The 12,025-nt window shown below is 69.9% G+C and carries 14 protein-coding genes; 10 read left to right on the top strand and 4 right to left on the bottom strand.

Annotated elements, in window-relative coordinates; genetic code table 11:
* Nucleotides 1-3: 3 nt before the first annotated feature.
* A complete protein-coding gene (locus AC1HFW_RS06545) occupies nt 4-798 on the top strand; it encodes an NRDE family protein (protein ID WP_116523051.1) in 795 nt (264 codons plus the stop codon).
* A 144-nt stretch (nt 799-942) separates the two neighbouring features.
* Entirely contained in the window at nt 943-1,377 is a 435-nt protein-coding gene (locus tag AC1HFW_RS06540; RefSeq protein ID WP_006394628.1) for a peptidase associated/transthyretin-like domain-containing protein, read from the top strand.
* A gap of 42 nt (nt 1,378-1,419) precedes the next feature.
* On the opposite strand, the gene AC1HFW_RS06535 is transcribed toward AC1HFW_RS06540, so the two are convergent.
* On the bottom strand, nt 1,420-1,794 hold the full coding sequence (locus AC1HFW_RS06535) for an MAPEG family protein (RefSeq protein ID WP_006394627.1): 375 nt from the start codon (nt 1,792-1,794) through the stop codon (nt 1,420-1,422).
* A gap of 176 nt (nt 1,795-1,970) precedes the next feature.
* Here AC1HFW_RS06535 and AC1HFW_RS06530 point away from each other — a divergent pair, with 176 nt between their 5' ends.
* Entirely contained in the window at nt 1,971-2,822 is an 852-nt protein-coding gene (locus AC1HFW_RS06530; protein ID WP_479282346.1) for a lysostaphin resistance A-like protein, read from the top strand.
* A gap of 38 nt (nt 2,823-2,860) precedes the next feature.
* On the opposite strand, the gene AC1HFW_RS06525 is transcribed toward AC1HFW_RS06530, so the two are convergent.
* The 3 genes from AC1HFW_RS06525 to arfB all read right to left on the bottom strand — a co-directional run bounded on the left by AC1HFW_RS06525 (nt 2,861) and on the right by arfB (nt 4,952).
* Nucleotides 2,861-3,916, bottom strand: coding sequence for an alkene reductase (locus AC1HFW_RS06525; RefSeq protein ID WP_116523049.1), 1,056 nt, complete (start codon nt 3,914-3,916; stop codon nt 2,861-2,863).
* A gap of 49 nt (nt 3,917-3,965) precedes the next feature.
* Entirely contained in the window at nt 3,966-4,307 is a 342-nt protein-coding gene (locus tag AC1HFW_RS06520) for an ArsR/SmtB family transcription factor (protein WP_006394624.1), read from the bottom strand.
* Between the two features lie 228 nt (nt 4,308-4,535).
* Nucleotides 4,536-4,952, bottom strand: a complete 417-nt coding sequence (gene arfB, locus AC1HFW_RS06515) for an alternative ribosome rescue aminoacyl-tRNA hydrolase ArfB (RefSeq protein WP_006394623.1) — start codon at nt 4,950-4,952, stop codon at nt 4,536-4,538.
* 494 nt (nt 4,953-5,446) lie between these two features.
* Here arfB and queE point away from each other — a divergent pair, with 494 nt between their 5' ends.
* The 7 genes from queE to AC1HFW_RS06480 all read left to right on the top strand — a co-directional run bounded on the left by queE (nt 5,447) and on the right by AC1HFW_RS06480 (nt 11,920).
* Nucleotides 5,447-6,079, top strand: coding sequence for a 7-carboxy-7-deazaguanine synthase (gene queE, locus AC1HFW_RS06510; RefSeq protein ID WP_006394622.1), 633 nt, complete (start codon nt 5,447-5,449; stop codon nt 6,077-6,079).
* Entirely contained in the window at nt 6,076-6,519 is a 444-nt protein-coding gene (gene queD, locus AC1HFW_RS06505) for a 6-carboxytetrahydropterin synthase QueD (RefSeq protein ID WP_061071438.1), read from the top strand. The genes queE and queD overlap by 4 nt, the downstream gene beginning before the upstream one ends.
* A 233-nt stretch (nt 6,520-6,752) precedes the next feature.
* Nucleotides 6,753-7,226, top strand: coding sequence for a MarR family winged helix-turn-helix transcriptional regulator (locus AC1HFW_RS06500; RefSeq protein ID WP_006394620.1), 474 nt, complete (start codon nt 6,753-6,755; stop codon nt 7,224-7,226).
* Nucleotides 7,223-9,274, top strand: a complete 2,052-nt coding sequence (locus AC1HFW_RS06495; protein WP_479282342.1) for an FUSC family protein — start codon at nt 7,223-7,225, stop codon at nt 9,272-9,274. Before AC1HFW_RS06500 ends, AC1HFW_RS06495 begins: the two co-directional genes overlap by 4 nt.
* Nucleotides 9,271-9,483, top strand: coding sequence for a DUF1656 domain-containing protein (locus AC1HFW_RS06490; RefSeq protein ID WP_006394618.1), 213 nt, complete (start codon nt 9,271-9,273; stop codon nt 9,481-9,483). Before AC1HFW_RS06495 ends, AC1HFW_RS06490 begins: the two co-directional genes overlap by 4 nt.
* A gap of 2 nt (nt 9,484-9,485) precedes the next feature.
* A complete protein-coding gene (locus tag AC1HFW_RS06485; protein WP_479282340.1) occupies nt 9,486-10,442 on the top strand; it encodes an efflux RND transporter periplasmic adaptor subunit in 957 nt (318 codons plus the stop codon).
* Between the two features lie 56 nt (nt 10,443-10,498).
* Nucleotides 10,499-11,920, top strand: coding sequence for an efflux transporter outer membrane subunit (locus AC1HFW_RS06480; protein ID WP_479282338.1), 1,422 nt, complete (start codon nt 10,499-10,501; stop codon nt 11,918-11,920).
* Nucleotides 11,921-12,025: the final 105 nt, after the last annotated feature.

Genomic DNA, 12,025 nt, shown 5'->3' with positions numbered 1-12,025 from the left:
ACCATGTGCCTTGCCGTCCTCGCCCTGCATACCGTGCCGGGCATTCCCGTCCTGATCGCCGCCAACCGCGATGAATTCCACGCCCGGCCGACGCTGCCGGCGGCGCAATGGGCCGACGACGCCCGCGTCTACGGCGGCCGCGACGGCCTGGCTGGCGGCACCTGGATGGGCGCGACGCGCGACGGCCGCTATGCGCTGGTCACGAACTTTCGCGAACCCGGCCGCCAGATCGCCGACGCGCCCTCGCGCGGCGCGCTGGTCGAGGACTTCCTGCGCGGCAACGCCAGCGCGGCCGACTACATCGCCGCCGCGCATGCCGCGGGCCAGGCGTACAACGGCTTCAACCTGATCGTGGGCGACGCCCGCGGCGCCTGGTACGCCAGCAACCGCGACGGCGCCCCGCGACCCCTGGCGCCGGGCGTCTATGCCCTGTCGAACCACCTGCTGGACACGCCGTGGCCCAAGCTGGCCCGCACCAAGGCCGCGTTCGAGCGCGTGCTGCGGCATGCGCCCCAGCCCGACCTGCCCGCGCTGTTCCAGGCGCTGGCCGACCGCAGCCCGGCCGACGACGCCGACCTGCCCGCCACCGGCCTGGCGCCGGATCGCGAAAAACTATTGAGCAGCCCGTTCATCGTCAGTCCAACCTATGGCACCCGCAGCTCCACCGTCCTGGCGCTGTGCGACGACGGCAGCGGCCAGCTGACCGAAAAGCGCTTCGCGCCCGACGGCTCGGCCAGCGGCGAGAGCGCGTTGGCGTTCGCCTGGCGCGCTGGCGCCGCCAGCGATATGCTCGGATAGGCCGACCGCCCGGGCCTGCCTGTCGGCAGGCCCACTCGACAGGCCCGCTCATGAGCCCGGAAATAGTGGCCGCCGGCGACGAACTCGCCGCCAGCCCTGCGGTCGAAACCCTTGTTGCCCGATCATCCCTTGAAGGAGCTTCTCATGAACAAGCGCATCGAACGCGCCACCCTGGCCGCCGCAATGGCCCTGGGCACCCTGGCCTTCGCCGGCGTGCTCTCCACCGCGCAGGCCGCCCTCCCGCCGGTCAAGCACCAGGGCAGCGTGCAATACGTCAGCGGCGGCATCGGCCTGGATGAATCCGAAGCCCTGAAAGCCGCCGCCAAGGACTACCCGCTGGCGCTGACCTTCGCCGCCCAGCGCGACGGCAAGGCCGACTACGTCGCCAATGTCGCCGTCAGCATCCACGACGCGCACGGCAAGCAGGTGCTGCAGGCCGAGGCCGAAGGTCCGTACATGCTGGTCAAGCTGCCGGCCGGCAGCTACAAGGTATCCGCCACCTACGGCGGCAAGGCGCAGGAACGCGAGGTCAACGTGCAGAACAGCGGCACCGCCCGCGCCGTGTTCGAATGGAAGTGACGCGCGCCTGACGCGGCTGGCGCGCGGCGCGTGCCAGCGGGCCTAGACGCCCGAGAACAGGATGGCGATCGTGAAGCCCATGCTGATCGCCCAGACCAGCGAGCGCAACGCGCCCCAGCCAGCCAGGTACATCGCCAGGTAACCCAGCCGCACGCCCAGCCAGCACGCCATCAGCGTGGCCACGTGCGCGGGCGGCGCCTGGTTGTAGAGCGCGAACAGCACCGCCGCGAAGAAGAACGGCAGGGCTTCAAACGTGTTGATCTGCGCGGCGTTGGCGCGCGCGCGCCAGCCTTCCTGCCGCGCCAGCCAGGCGCGCGGATCGTTGTTGTCGAACTGCCGGCCGCCGGCCTTGGCCACGATCGTGGACACGAACGGCAGGATCGCCGCCGCCAACATCAACCATGCGATCAATTTCATTGCTGCTCCTTGCGGGCGGACCCCGCCACGGGGCGGCGGGCCGTCGCCGCCGCTGCGGCATGGTCGCCTGAAAGCGCGGAAATGAAAAGCTCGGGCGCTTACACTTGCCGCTTTGCGGCGGCGTCGCGCCAGCCGGCACCGGCCGGCGTGCCCGTCCGCGCCTTGCTGGAAGAGTCATGCCCCTCGCTTCACCCGGATCCCTCCTGTTCCTGGCCGCCGCCCTGTTGTGGCTGCCCGCCGCCCGCCCTTGGGCGCTGCTGCCGCTGGCGGCCGCCTATGCCTGGGCCTGGACCCAGGGCGGCATCGAACCCGTGGCGCTGGCCTGGCCGGCCCTGCTGGCGCTGGCCGCGCTGATGATCCAGCCCGGCGGCGCGCCCGCCCTGCGGGCCGCCGGCCATGCGCTGTTCGTCACGCTGGCCGTATTGCTGTTCCTGCATTGGCTGCCGGGGTTCCACAATCCGCTGGTGATCCCGCGCGCGGCGCTGACGCCGGACGCGGTGCCCTTCGGCATGTACCTGAACCTGGACAAACCGCTGGTGGCGTTCTGGGTGGTGCTGGCCGCCGCGCCCGCGATGGCCGGCGCCAACCCGCGCGCCACGCTCACGGCGGCGCTGGGCGCCTGCGCGGCCGCGGTCGTGGCCTGCCTGGGGCTGGCCCTGGCCTTGGGGGTGGTGGGATGGGCGCCGAAATGGCCCGACTCGGGCTGGCTCTGGCTGATCAACAACGCGCTGCTGGTGACGCTGGCCGAGGAAGCGCTGTTCCGCGGCTATGTGCAGCAATGGCTGGCGCGGTGCTGGCGCGACCGCCCCTGGGGCGCCACCGCCGCGCTGCTGGTCGCGGCGCTGCTGTTCGGGCTGGCGCACTATGCCGGCGGCTGGCAGTGGGTCCTGCTGGCCGGCGTCGCCGGGGTGGCGTACGGCCTGGCCTACCGCCATGGCGGACTGGCGGCCGCGGTGCTGGCCCATCTGGGCCTGAACGCGGCGCACTACGGCCTGTTTACCTATCCGATGCGCGCCGCGCTGCATTGACACGCGGCGGCCCCCGCTGGGGCCGCCGCGGTTCGGACTCAGGCCGCCAGGGCCGGGTAGTCCGTGTAGCCGGTCGCGCCGGCGGCGTAGAAGGTCGACGAATCCGGCGCGTTCAGCGGCGCCTTCAGGGCGAAGCGCTGCGCCAGGTCGGGGTTGGCGATGTACTGCACGCCGAACGCCACCGCATCGGCGCGGCCCGCGGCAATCGCCGCCTCGGCCGATTCGCGCGTGAAGCCTTCGTTGGCGATGTACACGCCGCCGAACGATTCCTTGAGCTGCGGACCGAGGCTGTCGGCGCCTTCGTGCTCCCGCGCGCACAGGAACGCCAGGCCGCGGCGGCGCGCCGCGCGCGCCACGTAATTGAAGGTCGTGGCCGGATCCGAATCGCCCATCGTATGGGCATCGCCGCGCGGCGACAGATGCAGGCCGACCCGGCCCGCGCCCCACACGCTGACGCTGGCGTCCACCACTTCCAGCATCAGGCGGGCGCGCGCTTCGAGCGAGCCGCCGTAGCCGTCGGTGCGGTGGTTGGTGCTGTCCTGCAGGAACTGGTCCAGCAGATAGCCGTTGGCGCCGTGCACTTCGACGCCGTCGAAACCGGCTTCCTGCGCCAGTTGCGCGCCGCGGCGGTAGGCCTCGACGATGCCCGGGATCTCATCGGTCTCGAGCGCGCGCGGCACCACATAGCCGCGCTGCGGACGCACGTGGCTGACATGGCCACCCGCCGCGATCGCGCTCGGCGCCACCGGCAGTTCGCCATTCAGGAAGATCGGATCCGAAATGCGGCCCACGTGCCACAGCTGCGCGAAGATGCGGCCACCGGCCTCGTGCACCGCCGACGTCACCTTGCGCCAGCCCTTGACCTGCTCCTGCGACCACAGCCCCGGCGTGTCGGCATACCCCACGCCCTGCGGCGTCACCGAGGTGGCCTCGGTCAGGATCAACCCGGCGCCGGCGCGCTGGACGTAATACTCGACCATCAGGTCGTTCGGCACCCGACCTTCGCTGGCGCGCTGGCGCGTCAACGGGGCCATGATGATGCGGTTGGGCAGGGTCAATTCCCCCACTTGCAAGGGTTCGAACAGCAGGCTCATACAAACAATCCTTGTGCCCGGCGGGCGGGCGCTGGGTAGCGGCGGCAGGCTACATGTCTTGATTCAATTGCAGCAGGAACGCGGCAATCACGGGTTCATTGCGACGGAAGAACACCCACTGCCCCACCTTGGTGGCCGAAATCAGCCCCGCGCGCTGCAGCACCGCGAGGTGCGAAGACACGGTGGACTGCGACAGCCCGCAGCGCCCATCGATATGGCCCGCGCACACCCCGTGTTCGAAGGTATGCCCCGGCCGCTCCTCGAAGTGCGCCTGCGGCGTCTTCAACCACCCCAGGATCTCGCGGCGCACGGGATTGGCCAACGCCTTGAGAATGGCGTCGACATCAATGTCCGTGGTGGCCTCGACGGCGGTGGAAGCAGTGGTCGTCATATTGAAATATCGCAATTTATCGAATCTTATATCGAGACATCCCGATATATCGTTATACCCCTGCCGACGGAGGGGCCTTCTTCGGACCCGACTCCGCACCGGCCCCGCCCCCAATAACTGCCCGCCCGCTACCGGTCGTCCGCTACCGGTCGTCCGCTACCGGCCGTCCACTACCGGCCGTCCACTACCGGCCGTCCGCAGGCACCGACAGCCCGTCCAGGCAGACCATCACTCCCCCTGCACCCGCCCCCGCAACCGCTTCACCTCGCCATGCAGCACCTTGCGCTGCACCCGCCGCCGCTGCGACGCCCGCGTCGGCTTCGTCGCCCGCCGCGGCTTCTCCACCTTCGCCGCCGCCCGCACCATCCCCACCAGCCGCTCGATCGCCTCCGCCCGGTTCTTGTCCTGGCTGCGAAACGACTGCGACTTGATGACGATCACCCCATCCTTGGAAATACGATGGTCGCTCATAGCGCCCAACGCTTCCTTGATCTCGGCCGGCAACGAAGACGCCCGCACATCGAACCGCAGATGCACCGCGCTCGACACCTTGTTGACGTTCTGCCCGCCCGCGCCCTGCGCCCGGATCATCGAGAACTCAATCTCGCGCTCGTCGATATAGAGAGAATCTTGAACATGAAACATAGCGCGAGAGTATATAAGCCCCACGCCGCACGCGCGCCAGCGCACCCCGCCCAACATCCGAAACCGCGTATGCCTGGAGCGGCCGCCCGGGCGGCCACTCCAGGCGGGCCCCGCAAGCCCCTCCAGAACCCCGAAGCCTTGCAGCGCCCCGCCCCGAGACCCTCGCAGCCCTGGGCGCGGGCGGGCTGGGAGGCGGGCAACCTTGATGCGCCCGAGGGAATCCGTAGGGAGCCGAAGGCGTACGAGGATGACGACGGGGCAGTCCGGAGCGAACGCTCCGGACCGCAATCGTGGGCGCCCGCCTCCCAGCCCACCCGCGCCCAGGGCGACCTACGAAGCGCCCAAGCCGCCCCCACGGAAATCCCCCCACGCAAACCCGGAAAAGCAGAAAAAGCCCACGACATCAAGGACATCCCAGTCCTCGCAATCAAGAACGACTAAAATAACGCCCTTTTGCCCCCCCCTAGGCGCTCGCCCCGAGCCCCTCCCCCCCCATGACCTACACCGCCAAAGAAATCTTCAAAACCCTGCAAGGCGAAGGCGCCCACGCAGGCCGCGCGGCGGTCTTCTGCCGGTTCGCAGGCTGTAATCTCTGGACCGGCCGCGAAAGCGACCGCGCGAGCGCCGCCTGCACCTTCTGCGACACCGACTTCATCGGCACCGACGGCGACGGCGGCGGCAAATTCGCCACCCCCGAACTGCTCGCCGACGCCATCGAAGCCGCCTGGGGCCCCGACACCGCCAACCGCTACATCGTCTTCACCGGCGGCGAACCCCTGCTGCAACTGGACGCGCCCCTGCTCGCCGTCGTCCACGCGCGCGGCTTCACCGTCGCCATCGAAACCAACGGCACCGTCCAGCCGCCCCCCGGCATCGACTGGATCTGCGTCAGCCCCAAAGGCACCGCGCCGGTCGTCATCGAACGCGGCAACGAACTCAAGCTGGTCTACCCCCAGGCCAACGCCCTGCCCCCGCGCTTCGAACACCTGGACTTCGAGCACTTCTTCCTGCAACCCATGGACGGCCCCGCCCGCCTGGCCAACACCGAACAGGCCGTCCAATACTGCATGCAGCACCCGCAATGGCGCCTGAGCCTGCAGACCCATAAATACATAGGCATTCCATGATTTCCGTGACCCGCAGGCTTGAATTCGACGCCGGCCACCGCATTCCCGACCACCGCAGCCAGTGCCGCAACATGCACGGCCACCGCTATGTGCTCGAAATCACCCTGACCGGCGACATCGTCCAGGCCCCCGGCGAATCCGACAACGGCATGCTGATGGACTTCGCCGACATCAAGCGCATCGCCAAGGCGCATATCGTCGACGTCTGGGACCATGCCTTCCTGGTCTACGAGGGCGACACCGCCGTGCGCGGCTTCCTGGACTCGATGCCCGGCCACAAGACCGTGGTGCTGGACCGCATCCCCACCGCCGAGAACCTGGCCGCCATCATCTTCGAGATCCTGGCGCCGCACTATCACGGCCACTACGGCGCCGACCTGCGCCTGACCCGCGTGCGCCTGTACGAAACGCCCAATTGCTGGGCGGACTGCAACGGTTGATATCCCCGGGGCGGCCGGCGTGGCTGCCCGCAAGTCGATGCGGCCGCATGCGCTTGCCGCCTGGCGCGACAACGCATGCCGATTGCTTGTTTCCACGGCAGGCATGAACGATGGCCGCCCGGCTTTCCATCCACGGAATACCCGCCCCTGATTTTCCCGATTGAAAAAATCAATGGAGATCTTCGCCATTTTCAATTAATAGTAAGCTAATAGATAGGATACAATCGATTTCCATGGACACCCCCACCGACTCCCAACTCATGGCCACCACCGCAAACCTGATGGTGCTGTCGCGCGCCTATCGCGGCGCCGCCGACAAGGCGCTGGCCGACTACGGCCTGTCGCAAGCCACCGCCTGGCCCGTGATCCTGGCCGGCCGGCTGGGCGACGGCGTGCGCCAGGGCGCGCTGGCCGAGGCCCTGGGGGTCGAAGGCCCGTCGCTGGTGCGCGTGCTGGACCAACTGGTCGCCGCCGGCCTGATGGAACGGCGCGAAGACGCGCACGACCGCCGCGCCAAGACCCTGCACCTGACCGAGGCCGGCCACGCCCTGCGCAAAGAGGTCGAGGACGTGCTGGTGGAACTGCGGCGCCGCCTGTTCGACGGCGTCAGCGAAGCCGACCTGCAGGCCTGCCTGCGCGTGTTCGATTCGCTCAAGGCCGCGCTGGGCCGCGGCGCCGCCGGCGCGCAAGAGGATCCGCGTCCATGAAATACCTGCCCAACGTCCGCGAGACGATCTTCTCCCTCAAGAGCTACCTGAGCGCCATCATGGCGCTCTATCTTTCGTACAGCATCGGCCTGCCGCGTCCGTTCTGGGCCATGACCACCGCCTACATCGTGGCCCAGCCCTGGTCCGGCGCGGTGCGCTCCAAGGCGCTGTACCGCCTGGTCGGCACCTTCTGCGGCTCGGCCATGACCGTCTACATGGTGCCGCGCCTGTCGAACTCGCCGGTCGTCATGACCGCTGCCATGGTGGCCTGGGTCGGCTTCTGCCTGTACCTGTCGGTGCTGGATCGCACGCCGCGGTCGTACCTCTTCATGCTGGCCGGCTACACCGCCGCCATGATCGGCTTTCCCAGCGTCACCGACCCCTCGCAGGTGTTCGACACCGCGCTGGCGCGGGTCGAGGAAATCAGCCTGGGCATCGTCTGCGCCACGCTGATCCACAGCATCGTGCTGCCGCGCGGCCTGGCCCCGGCCCTGACGCTGCAGCTGGACAAGGCGGTGCGCGACGCCAAGCTCTGGATCCACGACACCCTCAGCGGCCAGACCACCGAACAGAAAGACCGCGACCGCCGCGTGCTGGCCAACGACATCACCCAGCTGCGCCTGTTGTCGACCCACGTGCCGTTCGACACCGGCAACCTGCGCTGGACCGTCGGCGCCGTGCGCGCCATGCAGGACCAGATCGCCGCGCTCACGCCCGCCGTGTCCGCCGTCGAAGACCGCATGCGCGCGCTGCAGGCCGACGGCCAGACCCTGCCCGAACCCGTGTCGCAGGTATTGGCCGACATCTCCGAATGGATCAACGCCGGCGCCCAGGCCACCCACGAAACCGCCGTGCAATTGCGCGCCGCCGTCTCGCGCCTGACGCCCGCCATCGACAGCCATTCCGGCTGGCGCGATGCGCTGCTGGCCAGCCTGATGACGCGGCTGCGCGAACTGATCGACACCTATGACGAGTGCCTGGCGCTGCGCCGCGAGATCCGCGCCGGGCTGGCCGGCGCTCCGCTGCGCGCGCCGCGCGCCGCCACCAGCACGCCCAATCGCGCGCTGCACCGCGACCACGGCATGGCGTTGCTGTCGGCCGCCGCCGCCGGCGTCGCCATCTCGGTGGTCTGCGCCTTCTGGATCGGCACCGCCTGGAGCAACGGCGCCACCGCCGCGCTGATGGCCGCCATCTTCAGCTGTTTCTTCGCCTCGCAGGACAATCCGGTACCGGGCATCATGCAGTTCCTGACCTACACGGTCTATTCGATTCCGCTGTCGGCGCTGTACCTGCTGGGCATCATGCCGGCCATCCATTCGTTCGAGATGCTGGCGCTGGCGATGCTGCCCACCGCCTTCGTCATCGGCATCTTCATTGCGCGCCCCACCTCCGCGGGCAAGGCCATGGCGATGCTGTTCGGCTTCCTGGGCACCATGGCGCTGCAGGACACCCACACCGCCGACCTGGTGTCGTTCCTGGACACCCAGGTGGCGCAGTGCATGGGCGTGGCCGCCGCCGCGATCATCGCCGCCATCTTCCGCACCGTCAGCGCCGACTGGAGCGCGCGCCGCATCCAGGCCGCCAACTGGCACGAACTGGCGATGCTGGCCAGCTCGCCGCGCACCCCGGCGCGCCACACCTATGCCGCCCGCATGCTCGACCGCATCGGCCTGCTGCAGCCGCGCCTGGCGCTGGCCAAGCGGCCCGACGACCTGGTCGCCGCCGACGCGCTCAAGGACCTGCGCGTGGGCCGCGACATCACCGAACTGCAACGCGCGCGCCGCCACCTGCCGATGGCCGACGCCACCATCGCGCCGCTGCTCGACAGCCTGGCGCGCTTCTTCCGCGAGCGCTCGGCCTGGCGCGGCGGCGACAAGACGCCGGACATGCTGGCGCAGATCGACCGGGCCCTGGCCAGCGTCACCGCCACCCCTGGCACCGTCGCCGCGCGCGACCGCGCGGTGGTGGCCCTGGTGGGCCTACGCCGCGCCTTCTTTCCCGACGCGGCCGACTATCAACCCGCCCATCCCACGCTGGAAACACCATGATCGGCGAATTCAATCTCTACGGCATCTACTTCCCCTGGCTGCTGGTGCTGGGCGTGGCCACCCTGGCCGTCGCCTGGGCCGTGCGCCGCGTGCTGGCGCGCGCCGGGCTGTATCGCCTGGTCTGGCACCCGGCGCTGTTCGACCTGGCGCTGTTCGTGGTGCTGTTGTACGGCGTCTCCCTGATTTCCCCTTATTTTCTGCAGAGATAGGTATGAAACTCCCCAATGCCCTGCGCCCCGCCGCCATCGGCAAATTCGCGGTGACCGCCGCCGTCGTCGCGGCCGCCGTCTACGCCGGCTGGCAGCTCTGGGTGCACTATGAAGTCGAACCCTGGACCCGCGACGGCCGCGTCAAGGCCTACGTGGTGCAGGTGGCGCCGGACGTGTCCGGCCTGGTCACCGCCGTGCCGGTGCGCGACAACCAGGACGTGAAGGCCGGCGACGTGCTGTTCGAGATCGACCGCGCCCGCTTCCAGTTGGCCTTCGACCAGGCCGAAGCTTCCGTGCGCTCGCAGCAGGTGGCGCGCGAACAGGCGCTGCGCGACGCCAAGCGCAACCGCTCGCTGGGCCAGCTGGTGGCCGCCGAGGCGCTGGAACAGAGCCAGACCAAGCTGCAGCAGACCGAGGCCGCGCTGGCCCAGGCCGAGGTGCAGTTGAACACCGCCCGCCTGAACCTGGAGCGCAGCCGCGTGCTGGCCGTGACCGACGGCCGCGTCACCAACCTCGACCTGCGCGCCGGCTCGTACGCCAGCGCCGGCCACGGCGTGATGGCGCTGGTCGATGCCAGCTCGTTCTACGTCGAAGGCTATTTCGAGGAAACCAAGCTGCCCGGCATCCACGAAGGCGATCCCGTCACCGTCACGCTGATGGGCGACAGCCGCCAGATCCGCGGCCACGTCGAGAGCATCGCGCTGGGCATCGCCGACCGCGACCGCAGCACGGGCGCCAACCTGCTGCCCAACGTCAACCCGACCTTCAACTGGGTGCGCCTGGCGCAGCGCATCCCGGTGCGCGTGAAGATCGACGAGGTGCCCGCCGGCGTGCGCCTGGTGGCCGGCCAGACCGCCACCGTCGCGGTCGGCGCGGCCGCCGCGCCCGCGCAAACGCAGGCGAAAGCGCAAGCAAAAACGCCAGCACAAACGCAAACCGACGCGCGCCAACCTTCTTGAGCGCGCCCTTTCCGCAACCCTTTCAACCTCCTAGACAACGCCAAGCCGTAATCGCCATGAACACCAGATTCTTCCTGCCGCTGATGCTGTCCGCCGCACTGGCCGGATGCGCCGCCGTGGGCCCTGACTACCAGGTGCCCGCCGGATCGGCCATCTCCCGGCCCAGCGCGCAGGCGCCGTTCGCCGAAGCGCAGGCAAGCGTGTTCCAGCGCGACCAGGTGCCCGGCCACTGGTGGCGCCTGTATGACGATCCGGTGCTCGACGGACTGGTGGAAAAGGCGCTGGGCGCCAACACCGACCTGCGCGTGGCCAGCGCCAACCTGGAACGGGCCCAGGCCGCCGTGCGCGAGACCGAGGCGCAGCAGCAGCCCAGCCTGGGCGTGAATGCCTCGCCCACCTTCGGCCACGTGTCCGGCATCCAGGAACTGGCGCCCGGCATCGATCCGCCCAATCGCTGGTCGTACTCGGCCGGCGCCAGCATGTCGTACCAGCTGGACCTGTTCGGCCAGATCCGGCGCGCCGTGGAAGCGGCCGGCGCCGACGCGCAGGCGGCGCAGGCCGCCTACGACGCCACCCGCGTCACGGTGGCGGCCGAGACCACGCGCGCCTACGCCAACCTGTGTTCGGCCGGCATGCAACTGGCCTCGGCCGAGCATTCGGTCAAGGTGCAGCAGGAATCGCTGGACGCGGTCAGCCGGCTGCAACGCGCCGGCCGCGGCACCGCGCTCGACGTCACCCGCGCCCGCAGCCAGCTGGAACAGCTGCGCGCCAACCTGCCGCCGTTCCAGGCGCAGCAGCGCACCGCGTTGTACCGTCTGGCGGCGCTGACCGGCCAGACCCCGGGCGAGATCCCGACCTCGCTGCTGCAATGCGCCGCCGCGCCCCGGCTGAGCCAGACGATTCCCGTGGGCGATGGCGCCGCGCTGCTGCGCCGCCGTCCCGACATCCGCCAGGCCGAACGCACGCTGGCCGCCGCCACCGCGCGCATCGGCGTGGCCACGGCCGACCTCTACCCCAAGATCACGCTGGGCCTGTCCGGCGCCTCGGGCGGCCCGGCCGCGATGTTCGGCGACCGCGGCACCTTCAGCTGGAGCGTCGGCCCGCTGATCTCCTGGACCCTGCCCAACACCGGCGCGGTGCAGGCGCGCATCGCCGAGGCCGAGGCCAACACCAAGGCCGCGGTGGCGCGTTTCGATGCGTCGGTGCTGAACGCGCTGCGCGAAACCGAGAGCGCGCTGGTGGTGTACGCGCGCCAGCTCGACCGCGAGACCTCGCTGCGCGCCGCGCGCGACCAGGCCGCCCAGGCCGCGTCGCAAGCGCGCCAGCTGTTCCAGTACGGCAAGACCGACTACCTGACCGTGCTCGATGCCGAACGCACGCTGGCCGCCAGCGAAAGCGCGCTGGCCGCCAGCCAGGCCGAGCTCAGCAACGACCAGATCGCCGTGTTCCTGGCGCTGGGCGGCGGCTGGGAAAAGTAAGCGCCGCGCGCGGCGTCCGGGTGGCCATGGCCGCCAGGGCGCCGCCGGCCTGTTGCCTTTTCTCCCTCCAGCGCGCGACCCGCCGGCTTGCCCGCAGCGGCCCTC

Source organism: Achromobacter sp. ISS7 (assembly GCF_056523125.1).
Note: the sequence above shows the minus strand (reverse complement) of the source record. Positions and strands in the feature narration are given on the sequence as shown.